The following is a 25,248-nucleotide window of genomic DNA, read 5'->3' as shown; positions in this document are numbered from 1 at the left end:
TTTCAAGCCTCAAGCTGCAAGCCTTGTACTTTCAGCTTGAAACTTGTGGCTTGAAGCTGCCCTTCCCCTATAACCGCTGGACCGTTACGGAGCCCGCAGGCCCCTGAACACCCGGCTGCCCTTCGAGCCCCGGCCGGCCCTTATCGCCGCCATCAGCGCGGTACACCAGGCAACCCTTGGACTGCCCGCCCTTGCCAGGATTGCCAGCCAGGCCCGGCAAGCCGCCCGCGCCACCGTCAACCCACACCTTGATCTTGGTGCTTGGGAAATCCTGGGGCAGTTCGACCCTGACTACTGCACCCGCCGCGCCCGGTAGCCCGTCGCCACCGTTGTCACCATTGGCACCGCGTCCAGCCGAACCCCAGGTGCAACCGGGGTCTTCGCCATTGGCGCCGTCCAGTCCGGCATAGCCTTGGGATCCGGCGCCGCCACGGGCATCCACCGACAATTCGCCGGCATTCAGGGAATTGATACGCAAGCTCAGGTCACGCCCTGGCTTGGCAGGCTTCTCGTGAGTACCGGGCGCGCCGCGGGAGGTAATCTGGCTGCCATGCTCCAGTTGTGCATGACGCACCAGCAACTGAAGGCCAGATGCGCTGGGCACGATGGCGATCCGTGCCTCGCGGCCCAGGTGCAATTCATCGATGCTGACCTGAGAGATAGTGGCCGGAATTAACAATGTGCCGTAGTCGGCCACGTCCAGGCGCTCCAGTTGCAAAACACTAGTGCTGTTGGGCAGGCGCATCAACGAGTTGGTGTCGACGCTGACGCTCTGGGCCAGGGCGATGGGACTAACGAGCAGGGCCAGCAAAAAAACCTTACGCATGATTGGCCTCCTTGTTCACTTCATCGACAGGTGCAGGCGCTGAAAGGCTCTGCACATGGAACATACCCACCAGCAGAATCTGCAAGCGGTCACGCCAAGGATGGACACGATTTTTCACGTTGGCGCTGAATAACAGCAACTCCAGCAGATGGGTCAGCAACAACAGGCTGCCGGCCAGATTGACCAACAGGTGAAACGGATTGATCAGTGGTTTGAACAGGTTGACTACCACGACCACCCAAAACAGCAACGTCAAAAACTTCCCCAGCCCCCAAAACACCTTCATCCCGCACGCTCCCCTTGCACATTATTCTTTGGGGGCACAGTAACGACTTACGTGGGCGATTTGCCAGTGAAGGATTAAAAAACTTGATGAAGGGCCTGGTTTGGCCGCCAGTTCGACGAGGATCGCCAGCAATGCCCCTGTGGGCCTCACAGGGGCATATACGCTATCTAGCGGTTGATCTGGATTTCCACCCGACGGTTCAAGGCACGGCCGTCGACCGTTTTGTTGTCGGCCACCGGATGACTTTCACCGGAACCTGTCACCGACACGAAGTTGCTGCGCGGCACACCTGAGCTGACCAGGTAATCGGTCACCGAATGGGCGCGTTTTTCCGAGAGTCTCTGATTGTAGGCATCTTTGCCAACGCTGTCGGTATGGCCGCTGACTCGCAGTTGTGCGCTCGGGGCTTCCTGTTTCAGGCGCGTGGCGATGGTGTCGAGTTTGGTTTTGTCTGCCGCCGTGAGCTTGGCCGAGTCGAATTGGAAGTGAACGTCACGAATCACGATGGTTTCTTCCTTGACCACCACCACTTCCTCGACCACCGCTACCGGCACAGGTGGGCAACCATCGGCGTCGACCTGCACGCCTTTGGGGGTGCCTGGGCACTTGTCGCGGCTGTCCGGCACGCCGTCGCCGTCTTCGTCACCGTCGCCATGGACCCAGCAATAAGCGCCGGCCATGCCGCCGATCAACAACGCGCCACCGCCAGCCCATGAGGAGCTTTCGGTCGCGCCGAGAGCGGCACCGGTCACACCGCCGAGCGCAGCGCAGGTGGGCCAATCGGTTTTTTGCAAGCCTGCGCAACCTGTCAATACTCCGGTTAGCAGAACCAAAGGTAGAGCTGTCCGCATGATGCTCATCTGATTTCTCCTGAGGGGATCGACCGGGGGCCGATAGGTGGAGTAAAGACGGCTCCTTTAATCTGCGCCAGCATGCCATCCCCCCGTATTCATTGGCCGTAGATGCTTTCTCCTGACTAAATCCCGCCGCCCGCTCTAGGCCCGCACGCTCAGGCAGGCTAGTCTCTACGGTTCTGATTTGAGGATCTTCGATGAGCGCCGGTATTTCTTCCCGTACACCCCAGCAAGCCTTGGCCGCCTTGCTTGACCTTCATGGGCCAAAACGCCTGTTGCTGCTGGGTGCCAGCCAGTTTCCGGCGCTTGATGCGTTCAAGGAGGCGCACCCCAATACCGTCGTATCCTTTTCCGAGCCTGGACCTTTGCCGGCAGCACTCGCAGCACAGCGGTTTGACTTGGCGCTGGTGGTCGACTGCCTGGAGCACCTGTCAAAACGGGAGGGCCTGGAACTGCTGGGCGGCATCCGCAACTTGAACGCCAGCCGCATCGCCGTGCTCGCGGACTTGGGCGCCTGCGACTGGAAAGAGACCGACTTTTTCTCGCTGGCCCTGCAAGCCAGTGAGGGTTTCCAGCGCGACGACCAGATACTGACGCTGTTTACCTATGATCTGCTTGACTATAAACAGGTGCCGGACTGGCTCAATGCCCGCTTCTGGGCCAACCCGCAAAACTTCGGAAAGTATTGGTGGTAACCCGATGAGTACATCCATTTGCCCCTGCGGCAGTGGCAACCTGCTGGATGCCTGCTGCGGCCATTACCACGCCGGCCACCCCGCACCCTGTGCCACAGCGCTGATGCGCTCGCGCTACAGCGCCTATGTACTGGGCCTGGTGGACTATCTACTGGCGACCACTTTACCCGCGCAACAGAGCGGACTGGATCGCGAAGCAATCAGCGCCTGGAGCGCCCAAAGCACCTGGTTGGGGCTGGAGGTGGAAAGCTCGGAAGTGTTCGGCGGGCAGCCAGAGCACGCCTTCGTCACCTTCATCGCGCGCTGGCATGACAGCACCGGCGAACACAGCCACCGCGAAAGGTCTTCCTTCGTACAAAACGATGGGCGCTGGTACTTCATTGACCCGACGGTACAGGTCAAGGCTGGGCGCAATGACAACTGCCTGTGCGGCAGTGGGCAAAAATTCAAGAAGTGTTGCTACAATTACCTACCATAAAGATTTAGGTACGCGGCACCATGGGGAAGGTCTTCAGCTACATTCGCTTCAGCAGCAACGCCAGTCAGCAGGCGACAGTTACGCAAGGCAAGTGAAAGCTGCAAAGAAGTTTTGCGATGAGAACGACCTCGAGTTAGCCGATCCTCGTGAATATCTTTTCTTTGATGCAGGCCGTTCGGCATGCAAGGGCAAGCACCTCGACGATACTGGCGAGTTGGCCAGATTCCTGAGCTTCGTAGAAGACGGGACCATCCCACCGGGCAGCTATTTGGTAGTGGAGTCCCTAGACCGTCTTTCACGTGAAAAGGTGAGGGACGCCCTGCCCCGTTTCCTCGATCTTCTGGCGAAGTGAATCAACGTCTACACCAGCACTGACAGCCGCCTGTACACCAAGAACTACAACGAAATTGATCTAATCATCTCGATTATCTCGATGTCCCGTGCTCATGAAGAATCGGCACTCAAGGGCGGTCGGGTGTCTTCAGCGTGGCGTAATAAACAGAAGGATGCCCGCGAATATGGCAAGCCCCTTGGGAAGCTTTGAATCGCCCCGGATTCTCTAGACACCTTGCAAGCTCATTGCGTAACGCTTTTCAAACTCTACCGGTGACAGCTGATTGTTGAAACCATGGCGGCGTTTTACGTTGTAGAACATCTCGATGTAATCGAACACATCGCTACGAGCATCTTGCCGTGTTGTGTAGATTTTCCGCTTAATCCGTTTAGAAGCTGGAAAAAGCTCTCGGCTACGGCGTTGTCATCACAGTTGCCTCGGCGACTCATGCTGGCAACCAAATTGTTCGCCTTCAAAAAACTGCGCCAATCAGAACTGCTGTACTGGCTGCCTTGGTCAGATCAAGCGAGAAACGAAGGCAGCGTGACGCTGGTTGCTACACAGATACTTCTAATCAAGCTATTCGGGGCCACGTGCCCCATCTTATTTGTGGTTCCCTTTGGGCGTTTCTAGACAAGCCTACTGCTCGATGTTAAGCAGTACCCGAAAAACCATTAGGTTTATTTTGGAGCTCGAAAACTAAACGGTTATCGAGGTGCACCGGAAATTTTGGCGGGGGCCAGGAACTGGCTGGAACGATTACGGTGGAATCTCTGTCGCTCGCTCACACCTCCAGTTTTATCTCCATGCAGGATGACAGTCCTTTGGTGTGGGCGAGCTTCGTCTGTATTCTGATTGCTGGCTGTGATGTTCTCTGTCGCTACGCAACAACTCCAATAAACATATCAAGGTTGTCGGGCAGAGATTCCTCGACGACATCGGCGATCTGGCTAACCTGTTCACGGGTTAGTGGTAACTCCCCATCGGCCTCAGCGTCAAGGCTCTTCCAACCTAGAATATCCATTACTCTTTGTTCAAGCTCTGGTGCCACGTCCAGTTCGTACTTCAACGAGTTATCTTCAAAGCTGTCAGGCAAAAATCCTGTGATGCATAAGTACATAACTACCTCTCAATCTATTTAGGAGTGGTTCTTCCCGGTTTTGCGGGCTTGGTTTGCTCGCCTGTCTCTGGGTTGTACTCCCCCAAATGCTTGCCTTGTTTATCATACATTTCGACAGCCCCGTGTTGGCTGTCCCACTCGTAAATCCGCCCTTTAGAGTCTTTCCAGCGGGTACGTTTTTTACCACCACCTTGAACGCTGTTTTTTGATTTATCCCTCGCAGCATCAGGAAATGCCATCAGTCCTTTAGGCGCCGGGTGATAACTATGGTCACCTGATACGCTCAGTGAGATGTAAATCGGCTGAATGCCGGTGTTAGGAAACGTGATAATTGCGTCTTGGTAATCTGGCGGATGAACCGGATTGACCAGTATCTTATTGGCCTGTTCGGTTGGCGGATACACCCAGATAGGTGGCAACTGTGGGGCACCCTCAAGTGCAGGAATACCCATAACACTGTCTGGACTTGCCGCTGGCGTCCAAGTGAGGCCAATGCCGTTGCCAATATCAGCAACGTAGTTTTCGCCGTCTTTCTCTGCCTTGATGACCGGAACGTTTTCCCAGTCAGTTTTGCCACCAGTGTAGAAGCTGTAAGCGTTAACGGAGCCATCCGGCAAAGTCTTCACGTTGACACGAACACGAGTGCGGCCAGCATCAAGGGTGGCGTACTGATCATTCTCGTAGAAGGCGCTGTCAGGTGAAATGCTGGTGTTCGGAATCAGCAATGCAACAGTGCCCAATGCAGCGCCAGCAGCAACAATGCCTGATCCTTTCAGCAGGCCCAGTGATAGCGACCCGCCAAGACGTTGAGCAATTGCACTGCCGGTAGCAGACCCGCCCACCAGTTGCAGTGGGGTGCCTTGGGAGGTAATAGCTGCCCCGGTTCCAAGCACAGCCCACAGTCCGTAGTCGGCCAGTTTCTCAACAGGCACAAAACCGGAAGGGCTGGTGTGATTGATTACGCCGTCAGGGAGATTGCAACTCTTGGCGAAGACACATCCGGGTAGAATGACTTCCACCGGCTTCTTGATCGAATTCCTACGTGCGTCAGCTTCCCGCTCGTTCCTTGCATTCGCCGCCAGTGTTCTGTCCCAAGCTGCCTGCGCTTCCTCTGTCGCCTCGGCATGTCGCCTATTGCCATCTATCCCATTACATCCCAGAGTACTCGGGAAGATATTTTTAACCGCCATAACACTCCCTGTGCAAATTGACGATCCGTGTTCGCCGATTAAGTGCGACAGGACGCTACTTCACGGGTGTTTGGTTTTTCTGTAGGACAATTCTCAAAAATTATGAAAAGTCGTCTATCAGGTCTACAGATTGTGGGCGGAGGAGTAACCACTTTACTTTAATGCGGGTCTCCGAATGATGGCGATTGACCGCGCTACGGCAGGCGGGAACATTGCATATGCTTCTGCACCCACTAAGATAAATCCTAGAAGTTATAACCCGAGCGGAAAGCGCATCATTGGTAGGTTTTTGTAGCAATAAATGAAGAAGTGCTGTTCCAGCTATCTATAACAGCAGGCACCCCCCTCGCCCTACAGGGACAACGCATGGTTAACCACTTACGGACTTACAGCCTTCTGCTGACATTAACCCTCGGGCTGTCGGGCTGCGCGTCCTGGTTCGCCGACGATGCTCCCGCGCCGCAGGTGCACCTGGTCAAGGTCGAAGTGGTCCGGGCCAAGTTGTTGGAACAGAAATTCAAGCTGCACTTTCGCGTCGACAACCGTAACGACTCGGACCTGACAGTGCGCGGGCTGATCTACAAGATCACCCTGGACGATATTGTGCTGACCGAAGGCGAGTCCAATGAGTGGTTCACCGTGGCACCTCACAGCCGGGGGTTTTTCAAGATCTCTGTGCGCACCAACCTGTGGCCGCAAGTGCGTCAGGTGGTCGAGATGCTGAAAAACCCCGACCAACCCATCCCCTATCGGCTGGAAGGCGAACTGAAAACCGGATTATTCATCGGTAACGACGTGCACGTGCTGCGCAATGGCGAGATAATCCCCGGCGATTTTATTCCGGAGCGACATCAATGACTCAGCAACCCCATGTCCATGGTCCTGACTGCAACCACGATCATGATCACGATCACCATGATCACGACCACGGCCACGGCCATGTCCACGGTCCGAACTGCGGCCACGCTCACCAGGAGCCAGTTCGCAACACCTTGAAGGACGTGGGTCGCAACGATCCTTGCCCGTGCGGCAGTGCAAAGAAATTCAAGAAGTGCCACGGCGCTTGATGCGAGTGTAGTAAGAGCGCGTTCTGTGGCGAGTGAGCTGACTCCCTCGCCACAAGGTCAGTGTTTACAACGCTAGTTAGTCAACACCTGCTTCGACGAAATAACCGTGGCGTATTCGCCATGCAGGTTACCCAAGGACATGGCATGCACCGTCTCAGCCGAGTGCATTTGCCCATAAAAGTCCGCCTTGTCGAAGGTGTAGCAGGCGTCTTCAACCACCCAAGTCTCAAACCCAAGGTTGCCGGAACTACGAGCAGTAGCTTCCACCGAGTTGTGGGTAGCTACGCCCACCAGCACCACTTGCCTGATTCCAGAGCCGCGCAATGTTGCCTCCAGCGCCGTACCGCAAAACGCATCCGGCACCTGCTTCTGGATCAATTGTTCGCCCGCCTGCGCAATAAACGCGTCCTGAAACTCCACCCCCGACTGCTCCGGCCAGAACACCGAGTCCGGCGAGTGGGACAAATGCTGAACATGGATCACCGGCCAACCGTTACTGCGCCACAGGGCCAGTAGCGCGAGCATGCGCTCCTCTGCGTCGGGATTATTGCGCCGCCCCAGTTTGGGATGATGAATGCCTTTTTGTTGATCAATCAGGATCAACGCTGCGCCGCGCCGGATTTCCATATCGATAGATCCAAATGTTTCATTGAATTTTCGCCACTTGAACATTACCTATTCCTACAGGCAAGTCATCGGGCGTAAAACAGTCCTCTCATCTGTTGGCTATCCGCTCAAGCATTACCACTCTTGGAGAGCTTCATGATCGACCTGTATTACTGGACCACCCCCAACGGTCACAAGGTGTCGTTGTTCCTGGAAGAAGCCGGTCTGCCTTACGAGGTGCATCCGATCAACATTGGCCAGGGCGACCAGTTCAAGCCTGACTTCCTGAAAATCGCTCCCAACAACCGTATACCGGCCATCGTCGATCAGCACCCGACCGACGGCGGCGCTCCCATTTCCCTCTTTGAATCCGGCGCCATCCTGCTGTACCTCGCAGAAAAAACCGGCCAGTTCATTCCCCAGGACCTGCGCGGTCGTCAGGAAGCCCTGCAGTGGCTGTTCTGGCAAATGGGTGGCTTGGGCCCGATGGCTGGGCAGAACCACCATTTCAGCCAGTTCGCCCCGGAAAAAATCCCTTACGCGATCAAACGCTATGTCGACGAAACCGCTCGACTGTATGGCGTGCTCGACCGCCGCCTGGCAGATCGCAAGTTTGTGGCGGGCGAGGAATACAGCATCGCCGACATGGCTATCTACCCGTGGATCGTTTCCCACAAATGGCAGAGCCAGAAGCTGGAAGACTTCCCCCATGTAGAGCGCTGGTTCAACCACATCAAGGAGCGTCCGGCGACGGTGCGGGCGTATGAGCTGGTGGCAAAGGTCAATCCGCCGAAGTCTTGAGTCCCCAGAGCACTCCCACGCCCTATGTGGGAGTGATCCCTTGAAAATAAGCACCGCCTCCCGCTTGCGTCGTTTCACCGCGCTCACTAACGTAGCGCCTTTACTGACGCTACCCCCCGCAGGAGCTTTGCCATGGCCTCGCCAGCCCTCTCACATTTTCTTCCCCGGTTCGGCGTTGCCGCGGCAGTGGCCAGTGTCTTGGGCCTGGCCGGTTGCCAGTCACTGAGCACCCAGGACACTTTGCCCCCCGTTTCCGGCGTGCAGCCCCTCAAAGGCCTGGCGCAAAACGTTTCCGTGCGCCGCAACAGCCAAGGCATGCCGCTGATCGAAAGCAGCACCTTCCATGACGCGCTGTTTACCCTCGGCTATGTACACGCCAGCGATCGCATCAACCAGATGGTCACCCTGCGCCTGTTGGCCCAGGGCCGTCTGGCGGAAATGTCCGGGCCGGATGTGCTGGATGTCGACCGCTTCATGCGGGCAGTCAACCTGAAGAAAAGTGCCGGCGAGCTTTACAACGCTTCGTCGCCTCGGCTGAAGCGGTTCTTTGAAGTCTATGCCCGCGGGGTCAACGCCTACCTGTTCCGCTACCGTGACAAGCTGCCGGCAGACCTGGCCCAGACCGGCTACAAGCCTGAATACTGGAAGCCGGAAGACTCAGCGCTGCTGTTTTGCCTGCTGAATTTCAGCGAATCGGCCAACCTTCAGGAAGAATTGTCGGCCCTGGTGCTCGCGCAAAAAGTCGGTGCCGATAAGCTCGCCTGGCTGACACCGAGCTACCCGGATGAACCACTGCCGTCGGCTGAATCCGACAAGCTCAAGGGCGTCAACCTCAGCCAGATTCCTGGCTTGGCGGCGCTGAACAGCATCACCGAGCACCTGGGCACGCTCAATACCCTCGGGGTTTCCAGCTCCAGCAACTGGGCCATCGCCCCACAACGCAGCCGCAGTGGCAGAAGCTTGTTGGCCAATGACCTATCGACACCGCTGCAGGCGCCGTCGCTGTGGAACTACGTGCAAATCCGCGCACCAAAATACCAGGCCGCCGGTGTCTCGATTGCCGGTATCCCGACCTTGCTCTCCGGCTTCAACGGCAAGGTAGCCTGGAGCATGAGCCAGGTTTCTGGCGATACCCAGGACCTGTTCCTGGAAAAGGTCAAACGCCAGGGTAACGCGCTGTACTACGAGAACAATGGCAAATGGCTGCCAGCCATCGTGCGCAACGAAACTTTCTTCGCCAAAGGCCAGAAGCCACTTCGCGAAGCGGTGTACGAAACCCGCCACGGGCCGCTGCTCAACAGCACCCAATCCCTGAGCAGCGGTTATGGCCTGGCTTTACAAACTGCCGACTTCAAGGACGACAAGAGCCTGGACGCGTTCTTCGACCTATCCAGGGCGCAGAACGTAGAGAAAGCCTCGGACGCCAGCCGCGAGATTCGCGCCATCGCCCTGAACATGGTCTTTGCCGACGCCAGCAATATTGGTTGGCAAGTCACCGGCCGCTTCCCCAACCGCCGTGAAGGCGAAGGCCTGGTGCCATCGCCGGGTTGGGACGCACGTTTTGACTGGGACGGTTACGCCGACGCGATGCTGCACCCTTACGATCAAGACCCGCCACAAGGTTGGGTCGGCACCGCCAACCAGCGCACCATCCCGCACGGTTATGGCATGCAGCTGTCCAACTCCTGGGCTGCTCCGGAACGCAGCGAACGGCTTGCGCAACTGGCAGGTAGCGGCAAGCACGATAGCCGCAGCGTAATCGCCATGCAGTACGACCAAACCACCACCTTCGCCGCCAAACTGAAAACCATGTTCCTGGCGCCAGGCATGGCCCAGCCGCTAAAACAGGCCATCGACGCCCTGCCCGCCGCCGAACGAGCCAAGGCGCGGGAAGCCCTGGACCGCTTGATGGCATTCGACGGCCGCTTGGCACCGACGTCCACCGACGCGGCGATTTATGAGCTGTTCTTGCAGGAAAGCACCAAGCAGATCTTCCTCGACGAGCTGGGCCCGCAGACCAGCGCCACCTGGAAAGCCTTTGTCAGCAACGCCAACCTGTCCTACTCGGCCCAGGCCGATCACCTGTTGGGCCGCGAAGACAGCCCATTCTGGGATGATGCGCACACCCCGCAAAAAGAAGACAAACCGGCAATCCTCGCCCGCAGCCTGGCCGCCGCAATTACTGCGGGCGACAGCCTATTGGGCGTCGATCACAAGGCCTGGCAGTGGGGCAAACTCCACAGCTACACCTGGAAAAACACCCACGGCCAGACTGTTCGCGGCCCACTGGCGGCGGGCGGTGATCACAATACCCTGAACGCGGCACCCTACAGCTGGGGGCAAAATTTCGACACCACACAGGTGTCGGCGCTGCGCATGATCGTCGACTTCGGCCAGATGGAACCGATGATGGGCCAAAGCGGCATCGGCCAATCCGGCAACCCCGCCAGCGCGAACTATGCCAACGGCATCGACGCGTGGCTCAAGGCGCAATACCTGAGCTTCCCGATGCAACCGCAGAATTTTGACAAGGTGTATGGCAAAACCAGATTGACCCTGGTGCCCGGCAAGTAATCCCCAACCTATCGTTCCCACGCCCGTGGGAACGATAACTAAACGTCAGCGCTGGACACGGCACCAAATAAGCGCGCCCACTTCCCAATGCCCGAAATCGGGCATTTCCTGCATCGCACCACCTGTAATCCCACCTTTTAAAACGACCATTCGGAACTATGGTGCAGAAATTGCTACTTGCGTTACGTCTGACACCGTTCAGTAACAGTCCTAAACGCGCCACATGCGCTTATCTTGATTCCCAGGGATTACATAATGAAAAAAGCATTGCTGACCCTTTCTGCACTGGCTCTGTGCATGGCCGCAGGTTCTGCCTTGGCCAAGGAATACAAGGAATTGCGTTTTGGTGTCGATCCCTCCTACGCACCGTTCGAATCCAAAGCGGCTGACGGCAGCCTGGTGGGCTTCGATATCGACCTGGGCAATGCCATCTGCGCGGAGCTTAAGGTCAAGTGCAAGTGGGTCGAGAGTGACTTCGACGGCATGATCCCAGGCCTGAAAGCCAACAAGTTCGACGGCGTGATTTCGTCCATGACCGTGACCCCGGCCCGCGAGAAGGTCATCGACTTCTCCAGCGAGCTGTTTTCCGGCCCGACGTCCTACGTGTTCAAGAAAGGTTCTGGCCTGAGCGAAGACATCACGTCCCTCAAGGGCAAGACCGTTGGTTACGAGCAAGGCACCATTCAGGAAGCGTACACCAAGGCCGTGCTGGACAAGGCTGGTGTGAAAACCCAGGCCTATCAGAATCAGGATCAGGTCTACGCCGACTTGATGTCGGGCCGTCTTGACGCGTCAATCCAGGACATGCTGCAAGCCGAACTGGGCTTTTTGAAATCGCCACAAGGCGTTGACTACGAAGTCAGCAAGCCTGTGGATAGCGAATTGCTGCCGGCCAAGACCGCCGTCGGCATCTCCAAAGGTAACAAAGACCTGAAGGCACTTTTGGATAAAGGTATCAAAGCGTTACACGATGATGGCACCTACGCCACCATCCAGAAGAAACACTTTGGCGATCTGAACCTGTTCAGCGGCAAATAATGCCCGGGCGCCCATCTTCACGATGGGCGCTTTTTTACCTCGCCATAGGCCGTGATCGATGTTTGAAGACCTGTTGCAGACCCTCGGCCTGAGTGCTTTCAGTTTGAAGGGTTTCGGCCCGCTCTTGCTGCAAGGCACCTGGATGACCATCAAGTTATCGGTGCTGTCCCTGGCCGTCAGCGTATTGCTGGGCCTGCTCGGCGCCAGCGCTAAATTGTCCAGCCTGCGGCTCCTGCGCATCCCCGCCCAGCTCTACACCACGCTCATTCGTGGTGTGCCGGACCTGGTGCTGATGCTGCTGATTTTCTACAGCCTGCAAACCTGGCTGACCAGCTTCACCGACTTCATGGAATGGGAGTACATCGAGATCAACCCGTTCAGCGCCGGGGTTATCACCCTGGGCTTTATCTACGGCGCCTACTTTACCGAGACCTTTCGCGGGGCGATCCTCGCCGTGCCCCGTGGCCAGTTGGAAGCCGCCACCGCCTATGGCCTCAAGCGCGGGCAACGATTTCGCTACGTGACCTTCCCGCAGATGATGCGCTTTGCCCTGCCAGGCATCGGCAATAACTGGATGGTGATGCTCAAGGCTACGGCACTGGTGTCGATCATCGGCCTGGCCGACCTGGTAAAGGCCGCCCAGGATGCCGGCAAAAGCACCTATCAGTTGTTCTACTTCCTGGTGATCGCCGCGTTGATCTACCTGTTGATCACCAGCGCCTCCAACTTCGTCCTGCGCCGCCTGGAACGCCGCTACTCCGCAGGTTCCCGGGAGGCGCTACGATGATTGAGCTCCTGCAGGAATACTGGCGGCCCTTCCTTTACAGCGACGGCTACCACATCACTGGCCTGGCCATGACCATGTGGCTGCTCAGCGCCTCGATCTTCATCGGTTTCCTGGTGTCGATCCCGCTGTCTATCGCACGGGTTTCGCCGACGCGCTGGGTGCGCTGGCCAGTGCAGTTCTACACCTATCTGTTCCGGGGCACTCCGCTCTATATCCAACTGCTGATTTGCTACACCGGCATCTACAGCATCGCCGCGATTCGCGCGCAACCGGTGCTGGATGCGTTTTTTCGCGATGCAATGAACTGCACCATCCTCGCCTTCGCCCTCAACACCTGCGCCTACACCACGGAAATTTTTGCCGGGGCGATCCGCAGCATGGCCCACGGCGAAGTCGAGGCGGCAAAAGCCTATGGCTTGAGCGGCTGGAAACTGTATGCCTACGTGATCATGCCCTCGGCACTGCGCCGTTCATTGCCGTACTACAGTAATGAGGTGATCCTTATGCTGCACTCGACGACGGTGGCCTTTACCGCGACGATCCCGGACGTGCTTAAAGTCGCCCGTGATGCCAACTCGGCAACCTTTCTCACCTTTCAATCATTTGGTATCGCTGCGCTGATCTACCTGACCGTAACCTTTGCCCTGGTCGGTCTGTTTCGTCTGGCGGAGCGTCGCTGGCTGGCCTTTCTCGGCCCCAGCCACTAGGAGACTGCATGCGTCATCTGATTCATGAACTATTGGCGCCGGTGCCAGGCACGGCGCGGCAGATTCACAGCTTCCACTTCGGGCCGCAGCAGGCTGAAGGCAAGGTCTACATTCAGTCTTCGCTGCACGCCGACGAGCTGCCCGGCATGCTGGTGGCCTGGCACCTGAAGGCCCGCCTGGCCGAACTAGCCGCCGCCGGGCGCCTACACAGTGAAATCGTGCTGGTGCCCATCGCCAACCCGGCGGGCCTGGAACAGGTGTTGATGGATATCCCCCTTGGCCGCTACGAGCTGGAGAGCGGGCAGAACTTCAATCGCCGGTTTGTCGACCTCAGTGAAGAAGTCGGCAATCAGGTCGAAGGCCTGCTGGGCAGTGATCCGCACCTCAACCGAGAGCTGATCCGCGACAGCCTGCGCCAGGCCCTTGCCCGGCAGGTGCCGGCCACCCAGCTACAATCCCAACGCCTGGTGCTGCAACGCCTGGCGTGTGATGCCGACATGGTGCTGGACCTGCATTGCGACTTCGAAGCCGTGGCCCACCTGTACACCACGCCCGATGCCTGGCCACAGGTCGAGCCGTTGGCCCGCTATATCGGCGCCGAAGCCTGCCTGCTGGCCACCGACTCCGGCGGCCAATCCTTCGATGAGTGTTTCACCCTGGCGTGGTGGCAGTTGCAGCAACGTTTTGGCGAGCGCTTCAACATTCCCATGGGCAGCTTTTCCGTGACTGTCGAGTTGCGCGGCCAAGGGGATGTGAACCACGGTTTGGCGAGCCTCGACTGCCAGGCAATCATCGATTACCTGATTCAGTTCGGTGCCATCGCCGGAGAGCCGGCAGCGTTGCCGGACTTGCCCTATCCCGCCACGCCGCTGGCCGCTGTTGAACCCGTGGCGACGCCTGTGGGTGGCTTGCTGGTGTTCAGCGCGCTGCCTGGGGAATACCTCAAAGCCGGTCAGCTTATCGCCGAAATCATCGACCCCATTCACGACCGCGTAACGCCGATTCATTGCCGTAATGCCGGCCTGCTTTACGCCCGTTCGCTACGCCGCATGGCCACCGCCGGGATGGTCATCGCCCATGTCGCAGGCACGCAAGCCTACCGCAGCGGCTATCTACTTTCGCCTTGAAGGATGCACGCCCCCATGTACAAATTGACCGTTGAAGGCCTGCACAAAAGCTATGGCGATAACGAAGTGCTCAAAGGTGTCTCGCTCAAGGCCAGGACCGGTGATGTGATCAGCCTGATCGGCGCCAGCGGTTCGGGCAAAAGCACCTTTTTACGCTGCATCAACTTTCTTGAACAACCCAATGACGGCGCCATGACCCTCGATGGCCAGCAAGTTCGCATGGTCAGCGACCGCCACGGCATGCGCGTAGCCGACGATGCCGAGTTGCAGCGCTTGCGCACGCGACTGGCGATGGTGTTCCAGCACTTCAACCTGTGGAGCCACATGAGCGTCCTGGAAAACATCACCATGGCTCCGCGACGAGTGCTGGGCTGCAGCAAGAAAGATGCCGAAGACCGCGCCCGTCGCTATCTGGACAAGGTCGGCCTGTCGGCACGGGTCGCCGATCAATATCCGGCGTTTCTCTCCGGCGGCCAGCAACAACGGGTAGCAATCGCCCGCGCCCTGGCGATGGAGCCGGAGGTGATGTTGTTCGACGAGCCCACCTCGGCCCTGGACCCAGAACTGGTGGGCGAAGTGCTGAAGGTGATCCAGGGTCTGGCCGAAGAAGGCCGGACCATGATCATGGTGACCCACGAAATGAGCTTCGCCCGCAAGGTGTCGAGCCAAGTGTTGTTTCTACACAAGGGCCTGGTGGAAGAGGAAGGCACACCGGAAGAAGTGCTGGGGAGCCCCAAGAGCGAGCGCCTCCAACAGTTCCTGAGCGGCAATCTGAAATAACGGCCGCGGCCCCAAGGCTGGACGCACGCAACGCGCTCAGCGGGCCGTGAGAGACACGATGAGCACCTTCACGCAACTGGCGCGGGCGGCGGCTCGTCCGGAAGGGTAGGCTCACCAGGTTCAGTGGGCTGGGGGTAATCAGGATCGGGCTGGCCGGGGATACCGCCAGCGCTGATCGGGGGATGTGCCATCAGGGACCAGGCCAGAACGCCAATCTGATTGGGTTCAAGCCGGGCAAGTTCGGCGCTGATTCGCGGATCGATCTTCATAGGGGTACTCCTCAAGCGTGGCCCGGCGCGTTTTGCACGATCCGGGGCAGTACACCCAATAGAGTGCCTGCCCGCTGACAAATTCCCTTGGTATGTCAGACGATTCGATCAGGCTCGCGGCAGGGTGACGCCACGCTGGCCCTGGTACTTGCCACCACGGTCCTTGTAAGAGACTTCACACTCTTCGTCGGATTCGAAAAACAGCATCTGCGCCACACCTTCGTTGGCGTAGATCTTCGCCGGCAAGGTGGTGGTGTTGGAGAATTCCAGGGTTACGTGGCCTTCCCACTCTGGCTCAAGCGGGGTCACGTTGACGATGATGCCGCAGCGCGCATAGGTGCTCTTGCCCAGGCAAATGGTCAGAACGTTGCGCGGAATGCGGAAGAACTCGACGGTGCGGGCCAGGGCAAAGGAGTTTGGCGGAATGATGCACACATCGCTCTTGACGTCGACGAAGCTCTTTTCGTCGAAGTTTTTCGGATCAACGGTGGCCGAGTTGATGTTGGTGAACACCTTGAACTCATCGGCGCAGCGCACGTCGTAGCCGTAGCTGGAAACCCCGTACGAAATCACTCGGTCGGCGCCTTCGCCGCGCACCTGACGCTCTACGAAGGGCTCGATCATGCCGTGCTCTTGCGCCATGCGGCGAATCCACTTGTCCGATTTGATGCTCATGGCGGGTGTCCTGAATAGCGAGGTGGAAAAATTCTGTTGAGCATCTTACCGGGGCCAGCCTCGTGGTTCAAAGGGCCGAGGATTTTTCTTAGTAAGGCTGGCAGATTCCTGCCAGCCTTACACAGCGGGGCCGGGCCTTGAATTCAGGGGATCAACCCCTGCAGAGGGCGCCGTCAGTCACGAATTTAGAGAAACCTTCGGAAATACCATTGGCACGTTCCGGAAAAAGGGTTAAGGTGGCGCCACTGTGCTGCTTGTGTCACTGAGAATCTCTACACGATATGTTGAATTTCGATCCAACCATCTCCAAGAATTTTTCCTGCTCTTTGCACTCAGTCTCGGCCAGGGCTTTTCCTGAGTCGCAGTCAACTTTGTCCAAGGAGATACACCATGTCTAATCGCCAAACTGGTACCGTTAAGTGGTTCAACGATGAAAAAGGCTTCGGCTTCATCACTCCACAATCCGGTGACGACCTGTTCGTTCACTTCAAAGCTATCCAATCTGACGGCTTCAAAAGCCTGAAAGAAGGCCAACAGGTCTCTTTCGTCGCTACCCGCGGCCAGAAAGGCATGCAAGCTGAAGAAGTTCAAGTTATCTAACTTGTACTGATTTAGTCGAAAAGCCCCGCCCTTAAAAGCGGGGCTTTTTTGTGCCTGTCATTTGGCCCCACACCTACATTTCCATAGATGTCGAGCCCTGGCGAGACTGCGTCAGCCTCGCTAAAGCTTGACCGTGAACAAAGTATCTACGGCATACAAAGCAAAACGCCCGACGCATTCACATGCATAGGGCGTTTCATCGCTGCCAAGCATCGTCTCTATTGAAACAACGACTCACTCGACAAGCCATTCTTCTCAAGGATCTCACGCAAGCGCTTGAGGCCCTCCACCTGGATCTGCCGCACCCGCTCACGGGTCAGGCCGATCTCCAGGCCAACATCCTCCAGGGTGCTGCTTTCGTGGCCGCGCAACCCGAAGCGGCGTATCACCACCTCGCGTTGCTTGTCCGTCAGCTCCGAAAGCCACTGGTCAATGCTTTGAGAAAGATCATCATCCTGCAACAGTTCACAAGGATCCGTAGGACGATCATCGGTCAGGGTGTCCAGCAGGGTTTTATCCGAGTCAGGACCCAGCGAGACATCAACCGAAGAGACCCGCTCATTGAGACCCAGCATACGCTTGACCTCTCCTACCGGTTTTTCCAGCAGGTTGGCGATTTCTTCAGGCGAAGGTTCATGATCGAGTTTTTGTGTCAGCTCACGCGCCGCCCGCAGGTAGACGTTGAGCTCCTTGACCACATGGATCGGCAACCGGATGGTCCGGGTCTGATTCATGATCGCTCGTTCGATGGTCTGACGAATCCACCACGTGGCGTAGGTCGAAAAGCGGAAACCCCGCTCAGGGTCGAACTTCTCCACCGCCCGGATCAAGCCGAGGTTGCCCTCTTCGATCAGGTCCAACAGGGAAAGCCCACGATTGACGTAGCGTCGGGCGATTTTCACCACCAGGCGCAGGTTGCTTTCAATCATGCGTTTGCGCCCAGCCGGATCGCCCTTTTGCGACAACCGCGCAAAATGGACTTCTTCTTCGGGGGTGAGCAAGGGGGAAAAGCCGATTTCATTGAGATACAACTGGGTTGCATCGAGCGCCCGAGTGTAATCAATGTATTTATGCTGTTTTAACGCTGAGGAGTTTTTGGATTTGGCACGAACCGAAGGTACAGCAGACCTCTCGTTCGACATCGAATCCGTACCGACATCAGTCTCCATAAGGAGAACCTCATCGTCGATGTCAAACTCCGGCGCTTCTTTACTGAGAGCCATTGTTATAGTCCTTTGGTGAGTTCGACCTCAAGCTCAAGCGACGCCTTTATCCTTGGCAACGCTGGAGCCTGTTCCTTCTACGTGAGGAAACAGGCTGGCACCACATCAACGACGGGGAAGGAATTGCAGTGGATCAACAGGCTTACCTTGGCGGCGAATCTCAAAATGCAGTTTCACCCGGTCCGTTCCAGTCGACCCCATTTCGGCAATTGTCTGTCCGACTTTGACCTGCTGCCCCTCCCGAACCAACAGCCTGCGGTTATGACCGTAGGCACTCACGTAGGTATCGCTGTGTTTGATGATGACAAGTTCACCGTAGCCCCGTAAACCACTCCCGGCGTACACCACAGTCCCATCTGACGCAGCTAAAACAGGCTGTCCCAAATCCCCGGCGATATCAATGCCTTTATTCAAACTACCGTTTGAGGAAAATTTCCCAATAAGAATGCCATTTGAAGGCCATCCCCAACCAGTCGGCGCAGGCCCTGCAGGAGGCAACGGCGCGAGTACCTGCTTGCTCGCCACCGTAGGCGTGGCGGTGCCTGCAGGCCGAGTGATGACTGTCGTCCTGCTGGAAGATGACGGCGATGAGCCGGATTTTGTGACAACTGCAGTCGGTGTTGAACCGGTACGCCCGTCGAAACGAATGGTCTGACCTGGATGTATCGTATAGGGCACAGGAATATTGTTACGGGCTGCGAGAGCCTTGTAATCCCAGCCATAACGGAAGGCAATCGAGAACATCGTATCGCCCTTGCGCACGACATATTGCCCGGTGGTGACCGTCGGCTTTTGTGGCACTGCATTATTGCGATCAACGACCCGCGCCCCGCCGCCTGGCGTACTGGAGCAGGCAGCCAATAAGGAACTCAAGACAAGGCCAATCACCAGTCGCTGAAAACTTGTTTTACTCATACGCTGCGCAATGACCGTGAGACTCACCCGCCGCTCCCTTTGTGGTGGCTGAATATGAACGCCTGTATCAGGCTTGAAATATGACGCAAGTATAACTGGCTGCTGAGCTTTAACCGGCAACAAGACAGAAACGAAAAAATCATCCTGTTTAATACGCTGCATCGATTATGTTGACTCAATAGACCCCGCTGTAAGACACATACCCGGCAATAGAATTCAGTATGTACAGGTAAATGATCAGGCCAGCGGGCCATTAAGTAGCGGGACAAAACGTACCGCCCCCAGCACATGCCGGGAAAAGCCCTCTTCCTCGCGAATGATCAACATCAATTGCTGCACTTCGCCAGACCCCACGGGAATGACCAGCCGCCCGCCTGGAGCCAACTGGTCCAGCAATGCCTGGGGCACATCGGTCGCAACCGCCGTCACGATTATGCCGTTGTAAGGCGCCAGCGCCGGCCAGCCTTCCCAGCCATCGCCCCAGCGAAAGACTACGTTGCGCAGATTCAATTCCATCAGGCGTTCCTTGGCCCGATCCTGCAACACCTTGATCCGCTCGACGGAGAATACCCGCTCCACCAACTGCGACAGAACGGCGGTCTGGTAACCGGAGCCGGTACCGATCTCCAGCACCTTGTCCAGAGGACCCGCCGCCAACAGCAGTTCACTCATCCGCGCAACCATGTACGGCTGGGAGATGGTCTGGTTGTGGCCAATGGGCAGCGCGGTGTCTTCATAAGCTCGGTGTGCCAGGGCTTCATCGACGAATAAATGCCGTGGAGTACGACGGATGACTTCCAGCACCTGGGCATTGGACAAGCCCTCTTCGTAAAGCCGCTGGATCAACCGCTCGCGGGTGCGCTGGGAGGTCATGCCGATACCCCTACGCAGCAGGTCGTCTTGTTCACGAGCCATTAGCGCAACCCCTCCAGCCAGCCATCGAGACTACTGAAGGCATCACTGAAGGTGCGATCGAGTTGCAATGGAGTAATCGAAACATAACCCTGCATCACCGCATGAAAGTCAGTGCCCGGTCCGCCGTCCTCGGCATCACCCGCTGCAGCGATCCAATAGCCTTCCTTGCCACGAGGATCGGTCACCTTCAGCGGTGCTGCCGCTCGGGCACGATGGCCCAGGCGGGTCAGTTGGATACCGCGAATATGGTCCAGGGGCAGGTTGGGAATATTGACGTTAAGCACCGTGCGCGGCGGCAGATCCAGGGAGTCATGGGCCTCCACCAGCTTGCGGGCGAAATAGGCAGCCGTGGGCAGGTTGTCCAACTGGCGAGATGCCAACGAGAAGGCAAACGAGGTCCGCCCCAGGAACCGCCCTTCAAGGGCAGCCGCCACTGTGCCGGAATACAACACGTCATCGCCGAGGTTGGCACCCAGGTTGATCCCGGAAACCACGAGGTCCGGCTCACGATCCAGCAGACTATTAATTGCCAGGTGCACGCAATCGGTGGGGGTTCCGTTCAGGCTGATAAAGCCGTTGGCTAACGTTTGCGGGTGCAACGGACGGTCGAGCGTCAGCGAGCTGCTGGCACCACTTTTGTCCTGGTCCGGGGCAACCACCACGCACTCAGCGTAGTCCGCCAGCGCAGCATGAAGCGCGGCAAGGCCGGGTGCTGTGACCCCGTCGTCGTTAGATATCAGAATACGCATGGGCTGTCCGTCTGCCCCACCGGCACCAGATCAACAAGCTCGCGCACCAAGACAGTGGCGAAGCATCCGGCCGGCAGGACGAATTCCAATTGCAGAATGTCCAGCGAGGGATAATGCCACGTCAACCCGCCAATGGGCAGTCGCAGAATGCGACGTTCCTGGCTCATGCCGGCATTGACCAGCCAATCGCGCAGGTCCGCTTCGCTGGCGGCCACCGCCTGCTCCAAGTCATGAGTGGCACCGGTAGCCGGCGAATCGCCTTCACCCCATTGCGGGCCGGTGGGATGCAAATCAAGGATGGCCAGGCGCGGATCGCTACACTCCGCCTCCCCCGCCGGGAAAAAGCTGCGGCTATCGGTGAACGCCAGTAAGTCGCCGACCTGGGCGCGCTGCCAGGAGCCGTCGGCTACCCGCGCCGCCAGCACTTTATTGAACAGAAAACTACGGGCGGTGGAAAGCAGGCGTGAACGCACGTTGCGCTGTTCCGGCAAGGCCTTGCGGGCAGCCCAATCGCGGGCATCCGCCACGTTGCCACCGTTATGGCCGAAGCGCTGAGCGCCAAAATAATTGGGGATGCCTTGCTGGACGATCAGTTGCAGGCGCGCATCGATCGCGGCGGCATCGCCGACGAACTGAGTCAGCCGCAGCGTGAAGCCGTTGGCCGAATGAGCGCCGCGTTGCAGCTTGCGCTTGTGGCGGGCGATCTTCAGGATCTTCAGCGTGTCGTTTTCCGCCGCAGTCAGGTCCGGATCGGCCTTGCCCGGCAGTTGCACGCTGAACCACTGGCGGGTCAGCGCCTGGCGATCCTTGAGGCCTGCATAGCTGACGGTGCGCAACGGCACACCTGCCGCCTTGGCAATGCGCCGCGCCGCCTCTTCGGTATTCAGGCCGCGCTTCTCCACCCATAACCACAGGTGTTCGCCTTCGCCGGTCAGCGGAATATCCAGTACTTCATCCACCTGGAAGTCTTCGGCCGTGGCCTTCAGTACTGCGCTGCCCAGGGCATCGCCATAGGCTCGCGGACCCAGCAGTTGTAGATCATTCATGCGTGTTGCAACAAGGCAACGGCGTGCACGGCAATGCCCTCTTCGCGACCGGCAAACCCGAGTTTTTCGGTGGTGGTGGCTTTTACGTTCACTTGATCCAACTCAACTTGAAGATCCGCGGCAATCAGCGCGCGCATCGATTCGATATGCGGGGCCATTTTCGGCGCCTGGGCAATGATGGTGTTGTCGACATTGGCGACCTTCCAGCCCTTGGCATGGATCAGGCCGACCACGTGGCGCAGCAGCACACGGCTGTCCGCCCCCTTGAATTGCGGGTCGGTGTCCGGGAAGTGCTTGCCAATATCCCCCAGCGCAGCGGCGCCGAGTAAGGCATCGCTCAAGGCGTGCAGGACAACGTCGCCGTCGGAATGAGCCAGCAACCCGTGGTGGTGCGCGATCCGCACGCCACCCAGGGTGATGAAGTCGCCTTCGGCGAAACGGTGCACATCATAGCCGTGGCCAATACGCATAAAAAAATGCCCCGATTTAATTCAGGGCGTGATTCTACCTACTTTTGCCCGACATTAACCGAGCAAAGCGCGTCCATGATGTCGCAAATGGTCTTCGATGAAGCTGGCGATAAAGAAGTAGCTGTGGTCATAGCCCGGTTGCAGCCGCAGCTTGAGCGGATGGTTGGCCGCCCTGGCGGCTTGCTGCAAGGCTTCGGGCTTGAGTTGCACCTCAAGAAAATCATCGCGATCGCCCTGGTCTACCAGCAACGGCAGCTTTTGCGTAGCTTCGCTGATCAACACACAGGCATCCCACTCACGCCACTTCGAACGCTCATCCCCCAAGTAGCGGGAGAAGGCCTTCTGGCCCCACGGGCAATCCATCGGATTGTTGATCGGCGAGAACGCCGACACCGATTGATAACGACCCGGATTGCGCAAGGCACAGACCAGCGCGCCGTGACCACCCATGGAGTGACCGCTGATGCCGCGCTTGCTGGAGGCAGGGAAATGCGCCTCGACCAGTTCCGGCAATTCCTGCACCACGTAGTCATGCATCCGATAGTGCTTGGCCCAAGGCTCCTGGGTGGCATTCAGATAAAACCCGGCACCCAGACCGAAATCCCAGGCACCGTCCGGATCCCCAGGCACACCGGACCCACGCGGACTGGTATCTGGCGCAACGATGATCAGCCCCAACTCGGCCGCAACACGCATCGCACCCGCCTTCTGCATGAAGTTTTCATCGGTGCAAGTCAGTCCCGACAGCCAGTACAGCACCGGCAATTTGCCGCCCTGCTCCGCTTGCGGCGGCAGGTAGACGGCGAACGTCATGTCACAGCCCAGTACGCGGGAGCTGTGTTTGTAACGTTTATGCCAACCGCCAAAACTCTTCTGGCAGGAAATATTTTCCAGGGTCATGGGAGTGCTCCCAGCTTCAAGTCACAAGCCTCAAACTGCAAGAGAGTCGCCCCCCTTGCCGCTTATAGCTTGCAACTTGCCGCTGCTCTTCAGAAATGAATGACGGTACGGATGCTTTTGCCTTCATGCATCAGGTCGAATGCCTTGTTGATATCTTCCAGGCCCATGGTGTGAGTAATGAAGGTATCCAGAGGAATTTCACCGGTCTGGGCCATTTCCACATAGCTTGGCAGCTCGCTGCGACCGCGCACGCCACCGAACGCCGAACCGCGCCAGACGCGACCAGTCACCAACTGGAACGGACGAGTGGATATCTCCTGGCCAGCACCGGCCACACCGATGATCACCGACTCGCCCCAGCCTTTGTGGCAGCATTCAAGGGCCGCACGCATCAGCTGGACATTGCCGATGCATTCGAAGGAAAAGTCCACGCCGCCGTCGGTCAAATCAACAATCACGTCCTGGATCGGGCGGTCATAGTCTTTCGGGTTGATGCAGTCGGTGGCACCCAGCTGCTTGGCAATCTCGAACTTGGCCGGGTTGATGTCGATGGCAATGATGCGTGCGGCCTTGGCCTTGACCGCACCAATGACCGCCGAAAGACCAATACCGCCCAGACCGAAGATGGCCACGGTGTCACCCGGCTTGACCTTGGCGGTGTTGATCACCGCACCGATGCCAGTGGTGACGCCGCAGCCCAGCAGGCAGACTTTTTCCAGGGGCGCATCCTTGGGGATCTTGGCCACGGAGATTTCCGGCAACACGGTGTACTCAGAGAAAGTCGAGGTGCCCATGTAGTGGAAAATCGGCTGGCCCTTGTAGGAAAAGCGCGAAGTGCCATCAGGCATCAAACCCTTGCCCTGAGTGGCACGAATCGCCTGGCATAGGTTGGTCTTGCCACTCAGGCAGAATTTGCACTTGCCACATTCCGGGGTGTACAGCGGGATCACGTGGTCGCCCACCGCCACCGATGTCACTCCTTCGCCAATGGCTTCGACTATCGCGCCGCCTTCATGGCCGAGGATCGACGGGAAGATGCCTTCCGGATCGGCGCCCGACAAAGTGAAAGCATCAGTATGGCAAACACCGGAGGCGACCACGCGCAACAGCACTTCACCCGCCTTGGGCATGGCGACATCAACTTCAACGATCTCAAGGGGTTTCTTGGCCTCGAAGGCTACGGCAGCGCGGGACTTGATCATCCGGGTTCTCCATGGAGTTATAAAGCAAGACCAACAGTGTAAAACATTGCCTACTGATTAATAATCCAGGTAAAAGCAAAACATTATTGCTGCACAGGGATAATCACCATGCTGGAAAACCGCTGGGAAGGCATCGATGAGTTCGTTGCCGTGGCCGAGTGCAGCCAATTTACGGCGGCCGCCGAACGTCTTGGGGTGTCCTCGTCCCATATCAGCCGCCAGGTGGCGCGCCTGGAAGAACGCCTGCAAACCCGCCTGCTGTACCGAAGCACCCGACGGGTAACGCTGACCGAGGCCGGCCAGACTTTTCTGCAACATTGCCAACGTCTGCAGGATGGCCGCGAGGAAGCCCTACGGGCAGTGGGTGACCTGGCCAGCGAACCCAAGGGCATGTTGCGCATGACCTGCGCCGTGGCCTATGGCGAACGCTTTATCGTGCCACTGGTGACGCGGTTCATGGGGCTTTACCCACAACTGCGGGTAGATATCGAGCTGAGCAACCGCCAACTGGACCTGGTCCACGAAGGGCTGGACCTGGCGATTCGCCTTGGACGCCTGCAAGACTCAAGGATGGTCGCAAGCCGCCTGGCGCCACGGCGCATGTACCTCTGCGCGTCTCCCTCCTACCTTGAGCGGTATGGACGGCCACACAGCTTGTCGGAATTGAGTCGGCATAACTGTCTGATCGGCAGTTCGGATATCTGGCAGTTGGCACAAGACGGGCGGGAGTTTTCCCAGCGGGTGCATGGAAACTGGCGCTGCAACAGTGGGCAGGCGGTTTTAGATGCAGCGCTGCAAGGGGTGGGCTTGTGTCAGTTGCCGGACTATTACGTGCTGAAACACTTGCACAGCGGCGCACTGGTGTCGTTGCTTGAGGGTCATCAACCGCCCAATACGGCGGTATGGGCGCTGTATCCGCAGCAACGGCATTTGTCGCCGAAGGTGCGCAAGCTGGTGGACTTTTTGAAAGAGGGGTTGGCTGGAAGGCCGGAGTACAGCGACTGAAAAGTAGCA

The 25,248-nt window shown here is 57.9% G+C and carries 30 protein-coding genes and 1 pseudogene; 14 read left to right on the top strand and 17 right to left on the bottom strand.

What is annotated here, in order from left to right:
* Positions 1–67 precede the first annotated feature (67 nt).
* From FQ182_RS19210 to FQ182_RS19200, 3 genes are all read right to left on the bottom strand, one after another.
* Complete coding sequence (locus FQ182_RS19210) at positions 68–826, bottom strand: collagen-like protein (RefSeq protein ID WP_149413031.1); 759 nt, start codon at positions 824–826, stop codon at positions 68–70.
* Positions 819–1,112, bottom strand: a complete 294-nt coding sequence (locus tag FQ182_RS19205; protein WP_149413030.1) for a DUF1145 domain-containing protein — start codon at positions 1,110–1,112, stop codon at positions 819–821. The genes FQ182_RS19210 and FQ182_RS19205 overlap by 8 nt, the downstream gene beginning before the upstream one ends.
* A 167-nt stretch (positions 1,113–1,279) precedes the next feature.
* The gene (locus FQ182_RS19200) at positions 1,280–1,972 is read right to left on the bottom strand and encodes an OmpA family protein (RefSeq protein WP_149413029.1); all 693 of its coding nucleotides are present in this window, start codon (positions 1,970–1,972) and stop codon (positions 1,280–1,282) included.
* A gap of 191 nt (positions 1,973–2,163) precedes the next feature.
* Between FQ182_RS19200 and FQ182_RS19195 the strand changes: the two genes are divergently transcribed.
* From FQ182_RS19195 to FQ182_RS30385, 3 genes are read left to right on the top strand one after another with little or no spacing between them, the layout of a single operon-like run.
* Entirely contained in the window at positions 2,164–2,661 is a 498-nt protein-coding gene (locus FQ182_RS19195; protein WP_149413028.1) for a DUF6231 family protein, read from the top strand.
* Positions 2,662–2,665: 4 nt separating this feature from the next.
* The gene (locus FQ182_RS19190) at positions 2,666–3,139 is read left to right on the top strand and encodes a YchJ family protein (RefSeq protein ID WP_149413027.1); all 474 of its coding nucleotides are present in this window, start codon (positions 2,666–2,668) and stop codon (positions 3,137–3,139) included.
* Positions 3,075–3,491 carry a recombinase family protein gene (locus FQ182_RS30385; RefSeq protein WP_256666188.1) on the top strand — a complete coding sequence of 139 codons (417 nt, stop codon included), beginning with the start codon at positions 3,075–3,077 and terminating at the stop codon, positions 3,489–3,491. Before FQ182_RS19190 ends, FQ182_RS30385 begins: the two co-directional genes overlap by 65 nt.
* A 207-nt stretch (positions 3,492–3,698) precedes the next feature.
* On the opposite strand, the pseudogene FQ182_RS19180 reads toward FQ182_RS30385, so the two are convergent.
* The 3 genes and pseudogenes from FQ182_RS19180 to FQ182_RS19170 all read right to left on the bottom strand — a co-directional run.
* A pseudogene (locus tag FQ182_RS19180) lies at positions 3,699–3,994 on the bottom strand (IS3 family transposase); the annotation flags it as partial.
* 359 nt (positions 3,995–4,353) lie between these two features.
* A complete protein-coding gene (locus FQ182_RS19175) occupies positions 4,354–4,593 on the bottom strand; it encodes a pyocin S6 family toxin immunity protein (protein ID WP_149413026.1) in 240 nt (79 codons plus the stop codon).
* Positions 4,594–4,607: 14 nt separating this feature from the next.
* Positions 4,608–5,783: a colicin E3/pyocin S6 family cytotoxin gene (locus FQ182_RS19170; RefSeq protein ID WP_256666186.1), complete on the bottom strand. Its 1,176-nt coding sequence runs from the start codon at positions 5,781–5,783 to the stop codon at positions 4,608–4,610.
* Positions 5,784–6,149: 366 nt separating this feature from the next.
* Between FQ182_RS19170 and FQ182_RS19165 the strand changes: the two genes are divergently transcribed.
* Together FQ182_RS19165 and FQ182_RS19160 are read left to right on the top strand one after the other, a co-directional pair.
* A complete protein-coding gene (locus tag FQ182_RS19165) occupies positions 6,150–6,641 on the top strand; it encodes an LEA type 2 family protein (protein ID WP_149413025.1) in 492 nt (163 codons plus the stop codon).
* Entirely contained in the window at positions 6,638–6,850 is a 213-nt protein-coding gene (locus FQ182_RS19160) for an SEC-C metal-binding domain-containing protein (protein WP_149413024.1), read from the top strand. Before FQ182_RS19165 ends, FQ182_RS19160 begins: the two co-directional genes overlap by 4 nt.
* 72 nt (positions 6,851–6,922) lie before the next feature.
* On the opposite strand, the gene FQ182_RS19155 is transcribed toward FQ182_RS19160, so the two are convergent.
* The gene (locus tag FQ182_RS19155) at positions 6,923–7,477 is read right to left on the bottom strand and encodes a cysteine hydrolase family protein (protein ID WP_149413073.1); all 555 of its coding nucleotides are present in this window, start codon (positions 7,475–7,477) and stop codon (positions 6,923–6,925) included.
* A 135-nt stretch (positions 7,478–7,612) separates the two neighbouring features.
* Between FQ182_RS19155 and FQ182_RS19150 the strand changes: the two genes are divergently transcribed.
* The 7 genes from FQ182_RS19150 (at position 7,613) to FQ182_RS19120 (ending at position 15,270) form a co-directional block, all read left to right on the top strand.
* A complete protein-coding gene (locus FQ182_RS19150) occupies positions 7,613–8,257 on the top strand; it encodes a glutathione binding-like protein (RefSeq protein WP_149413023.1) in 645 nt (214 codons plus the stop codon).
* Positions 8,258–8,389: 132 nt separating this feature from the next.
* Positions 8,390–10,831 carry a penicillin acylase family protein gene (locus FQ182_RS19145; RefSeq protein WP_149413022.1) on the top strand — a complete coding sequence of 814 codons (2,442 nt, stop codon included), beginning with the start codon at positions 8,390–8,392 and terminating at the stop codon, positions 10,829–10,831.
* A gap of 255 nt (positions 10,832–11,086) precedes the next feature.
* Positions 11,087–11,869 (top strand): transporter substrate-binding domain-containing protein, encoded by a 783-nt coding sequence (locus FQ182_RS19140; protein ID WP_149413021.1) that lies wholly within the window; start codon positions 11,087–11,089, stop codon positions 11,867–11,869.
* Between the two features lie 58 nt (positions 11,870–11,927).
* Complete coding sequence (locus tag FQ182_RS19135; protein ID WP_149413020.1) at positions 11,928–12,656, top strand: ABC transporter permease; 729 nt, start codon at positions 11,928–11,930, stop codon at positions 12,654–12,656.
* Positions 12,653–13,363, top strand: a complete 711-nt coding sequence (locus FQ182_RS19130; protein ID WP_133099388.1) for an ABC transporter permease — start codon at positions 12,653–12,655, stop codon at positions 13,361–13,363. Before FQ182_RS19135 ends, FQ182_RS19130 begins: the two co-directional genes overlap by 4 nt.
* A gap of 8 nt (positions 13,364–13,371) precedes the next feature.
* Positions 13,372–14,490 (top strand): succinylglutamate desuccinylase/aspartoacylase family protein, encoded by a 1,119-nt coding sequence (locus tag FQ182_RS19125; protein ID WP_149413019.1) that lies wholly within the window; start codon positions 13,372–13,374, stop codon positions 14,488–14,490.
* Positions 14,491–14,505: 15 nt separating this feature from the next.
* On the top strand, positions 14,506–15,270 hold the full coding sequence (locus tag FQ182_RS19120; RefSeq protein ID WP_149413018.1) for an ABC transporter ATP-binding protein: 765 nt from the start codon (positions 14,506–14,508) through the stop codon (positions 15,268–15,270).
* Between the two features lie 68 nt (positions 15,271–15,338).
* Here the strand turns inward: FQ182_RS19120 and FQ182_RS19115 are convergent, their stop codons facing one another.
* Both FQ182_RS19115 and dcd read right to left on the bottom strand, forming a co-directional pair.
* Entirely contained in the window at positions 15,339–15,539 is a 201-nt protein-coding gene (locus tag FQ182_RS19115) for a hypothetical protein (RefSeq protein WP_133099391.1), read from the bottom strand.
* 108 nt (positions 15,540–15,647) lie between these two features.
* Positions 15,648–16,214 (bottom strand): dCTP deaminase, encoded by a 567-nt coding sequence (gene dcd / locus FQ182_RS19110; RefSeq protein WP_133099392.1) that lies wholly within the window; start codon positions 16,212–16,214, stop codon positions 15,648–15,650.
* Between the two features lie 390 nt (positions 16,215–16,604).
* Here dcd and FQ182_RS19105 point away from each other — a divergent pair, with 390 nt between their 5' ends.
* Positions 16,605–16,814, top strand: a complete 210-nt coding sequence (locus FQ182_RS19105; protein WP_014336857.1) for a cold-shock protein — start codon at positions 16,605–16,607, stop codon at positions 16,812–16,814.
* Between the two features lie 218 nt (positions 16,815–17,032).
* Here FQ182_RS19105 and rpoS read toward each other — a convergent pair whose 3' ends face one another.
* The 8 genes from rpoS to FQ182_RS19065 all read right to left on the bottom strand — a co-directional run bounded on the left by rpoS (position 17,033) and on the right by FQ182_RS19065 (position 24,234).
* Positions 17,033–18,037, bottom strand: a complete 1,005-nt coding sequence (rpoS, locus tag FQ182_RS19100) for an RNA polymerase sigma factor RpoS (protein ID WP_149413017.1) — start codon at positions 18,035–18,037, stop codon at positions 17,033–17,035.
* A 105-nt stretch (positions 18,038–18,142) separates the two neighbouring features.
* On the bottom strand, positions 18,143–18,979 hold the full coding sequence (locus FQ182_RS19095; RefSeq protein ID WP_149413072.1) for a peptidoglycan DD-metalloendopeptidase family protein: 837 nt from the start codon (positions 18,977–18,979) through the stop codon (positions 18,143–18,145).
* Positions 18,980–19,189: 210 nt separating this feature from the next.
* The gene (locus tag FQ182_RS19090) at positions 19,190–19,825 is read right to left on the bottom strand and encodes a protein-L-isoaspartate(D-aspartate) O-methyltransferase (RefSeq protein WP_178114486.1); all 636 of its coding nucleotides are present in this window, start codon (positions 19,823–19,825) and stop codon (positions 19,190–19,192) included.
* Positions 19,826–19,866: 41 nt separating this feature from the next.
* Positions 19,867–20,616, bottom strand: coding sequence for a 5'/3'-nucleotidase SurE (gene surE / locus FQ182_RS19085; protein ID WP_149413015.1), 750 nt, complete (start codon positions 20,614–20,616; stop codon positions 19,867–19,869).
* Complete coding sequence (gene truD, locus FQ182_RS19080; RefSeq protein WP_149413014.1) at positions 20,604–21,662, bottom strand: tRNA pseudouridine(13) synthase TruD; 1,059 nt, start codon at positions 21,660–21,662, stop codon at positions 20,604–20,606. Before truD ends, surE begins: the two co-directional genes overlap by 13 nt.
* Complete coding sequence (ispF, locus tag FQ182_RS19075; RefSeq protein WP_133099396.1) at positions 21,659–22,132, bottom strand: 2-C-methyl-D-erythritol 2,4-cyclodiphosphate synthase; 474 nt, start codon at positions 22,130–22,132, stop codon at positions 21,659–21,661. The genes truD and ispF overlap by 4 nt, the downstream gene beginning before the upstream one ends.
* Before the next feature lie 54 nt (positions 22,133–22,186).
* Complete coding sequence (gene fghA / locus FQ182_RS19070; protein WP_149413013.1) at positions 22,187–23,032, bottom strand: S-formylglutathione hydrolase; 846 nt, start codon at positions 23,030–23,032, stop codon at positions 22,187–22,189.
* An 89-nt stretch (positions 23,033–23,121) separates the two neighbouring features.
* Positions 23,122–24,234, bottom strand: a complete 1,113-nt coding sequence (locus FQ182_RS19065) for an S-(hydroxymethyl)glutathione dehydrogenase/class III alcohol dehydrogenase (protein WP_149413012.1) — start codon at positions 24,232–24,234, stop codon at positions 23,122–23,124.
* A gap of 108 nt (positions 24,235–24,342) precedes the next feature.
* Between FQ182_RS19065 and FQ182_RS19060 the strand changes: the two genes are divergently transcribed.
* Positions 24,343–25,239: a LysR substrate-binding domain-containing protein gene (locus tag FQ182_RS19060; RefSeq protein ID WP_149413011.1), complete on the top strand. Its 897-nt coding sequence runs from the start codon at positions 24,343–24,345 to the stop codon at positions 25,237–25,239.
* Positions 25,240–25,248: the final 9 nt, after the last annotated feature.

The organism is Pseudomonas sp. ANT_H4 (assembly GCF_008369295.1).
Classification (GTDB): Bacteria; Pseudomonadota; Gammaproteobacteria; order Pseudomonadales; family Pseudomonadaceae; genus Aquipseudomonas.
The sequence above is the reverse complement of the archived record's forward strand: the minus strand, read 5'-3'. Positions and strand labels throughout refer to the sequence as shown.

Bases quoted from the DNA above. Each gene is read 5' to 3' on its own strand.
- FQ182_RS19210 (WP_149413031.1), bottom strand. From the start codon at position 826: ATGCGTAAGGTTTTTTTGCTGGCCCTGCTCGTTAGTCCCATCGCCCTG.
- FQ182_RS19205 (WP_149413030.1), bottom strand. From the start codon at position 1,112: ATGAAGGTGTTTTGGGGGCTGGGGAAGTTTTTGACGTTGCTGTTTTGG.
- FQ182_RS19200 (WP_149413029.1), bottom strand. From the start codon at position 1,972: ATGAGCATCATGCGGACAGCTCTACCTTTGGTTCTGCTAACCGGAGTA.
- FQ182_RS19195 (WP_149413028.1), top strand. From the start codon at position 2,164: ATGAGCGCCGGTATTTCTTCCCGTACACCCCAGCAAGCCTTGGCCGCC.
- FQ182_RS19190 (WP_149413027.1), top strand. From the start codon at position 2,666: ATGAGTACATCCATTTGCCCCTGCGGCAGTGGCAACCTGCTGGATGCC.
- FQ182_RS30385 (WP_256666188.1), top strand. From the start codon at position 3,075: ATGACAACTGCCTGTGCGGCAGTGGGCAAAAATTCAAGAAGTGTTGCT.
- FQ182_RS19175 (WP_149413026.1), bottom strand. From the start codon at position 4,593: ATGTACTTATGCATCACAGGATTTTTGCCTGACAGCTTTGAAGATAAC.
- FQ182_RS19170 (WP_256666186.1), bottom strand. From the start codon at position 5,783: ATGGCGGTTAAAAATATCTTCCCGAGTACTCTGGGATGTAATGGGATA.
- FQ182_RS19165 (WP_149413025.1), top strand. From the start codon at position 6,150: ATGGTTAACCACTTACGGACTTACAGCCTTCTGCTGACATTAACCCTC.
- FQ182_RS19160 (WP_149413024.1), top strand. From the start codon at position 6,638: ATGACTCAGCAACCCCATGTCCATGGTCCTGACTGCAACCACGATCAT.
- FQ182_RS19155 (WP_149413073.1), bottom strand. From the start codon at position 7,477: ATGGAAATCCGGCGCGGCGCAGCGTTGATCCTGATTGATCAACAAAAA.
- FQ182_RS19150 (WP_149413023.1), top strand. From the start codon at position 7,613: ATGATCGACCTGTATTACTGGACCACCCCCAACGGTCACAAGGTGTCG.
- FQ182_RS19145 (WP_149413022.1), top strand. From the start codon at position 8,390: ATGGCCTCGCCAGCCCTCTCACATTTTCTTCCCCGGTTCGGCGTTGCC.
- FQ182_RS19140 (WP_149413021.1), top strand. From the start codon at position 11,087: ATGAAAAAAGCATTGCTGACCCTTTCTGCACTGGCTCTGTGCATGGCC.
- FQ182_RS19135 (WP_149413020.1), top strand. From the start codon at position 11,928: ATGTTTGAAGACCTGTTGCAGACCCTCGGCCTGAGTGCTTTCAGTTTG.
- FQ182_RS19130 (WP_133099388.1), top strand. From the start codon at position 12,653: ATGATTGAGCTCCTGCAGGAATACTGGCGGCCCTTCCTTTACAGCGAC.
- FQ182_RS19125 (WP_149413019.1), top strand. From the start codon at position 13,372: ATGCGTCATCTGATTCATGAACTATTGGCGCCGGTGCCAGGCACGGCG.
- FQ182_RS19120 (WP_149413018.1), top strand. From the start codon at position 14,506: ATGTACAAATTGACCGTTGAAGGCCTGCACAAAAGCTATGGCGATAAC.
- FQ182_RS19115 (WP_133099391.1), bottom strand. From the start codon at position 15,539: ATGAAGATCGATCCGCGAATCAGCGCCGAACTTGCCCGGCTTGAACCC.
- dcd (WP_133099392.1), bottom strand. From the start codon at position 16,214: ATGAGCATCAAATCGGACAAGTGGATTCGCCGCATGGCGCAAGAGCAC.
- FQ182_RS19105 (WP_014336857.1), top strand. From the start codon at position 16,605: ATGTCTAATCGCCAAACTGGTACCGTTAAGTGGTTCAACGATGAAAAA.
- rpoS (WP_149413017.1), bottom strand. From the start codon at position 18,037: ATGGCTCTCAGTAAAGAAGCGCCGGAGTTTGACATCGACGATGAGGTT.
- FQ182_RS19090 (WP_178114486.1), bottom strand. From the start codon at position 19,825: ATGACCTCCCAGCGCACCCGCGAGCGGTTGATCCAGCGGCTTTACGAA.
- surE (WP_149413015.1), bottom strand. From the start codon at position 20,616: ATGCGTATTCTGATATCTAACGACGACGGGGTCACAGCACCCGGCCTT.
- truD (WP_149413014.1), bottom strand. From the start codon at position 21,662: ATGAATGATCTACAACTGCTGGGTCCGCGAGCCTATGGCGATGCCCTG.
- ispF (WP_133099396.1), bottom strand. From the start codon at position 22,132: ATGCGTATTGGCCACGGCTATGATGTGCACCGTTTCGCCGAAGGCGAC.
- fghA (WP_149413013.1), bottom strand. From the start codon at position 23,032: ATGACCCTGGAAAATATTTCCTGCCAGAAGAGTTTTGGCGGTTGGCAT.
- FQ182_RS19065 (WP_149413012.1), bottom strand. From the start codon at position 24,234: ATGATCAAGTCCCGCGCTGCCGTAGCCTTCGAGGCCAAGAAACCCCTT.
- FQ182_RS19060 (WP_149413011.1), top strand. From the start codon at position 24,343: ATGCTGGAAAACCGCTGGGAAGGCATCGATGAGTTCGTTGCCGTGGCC.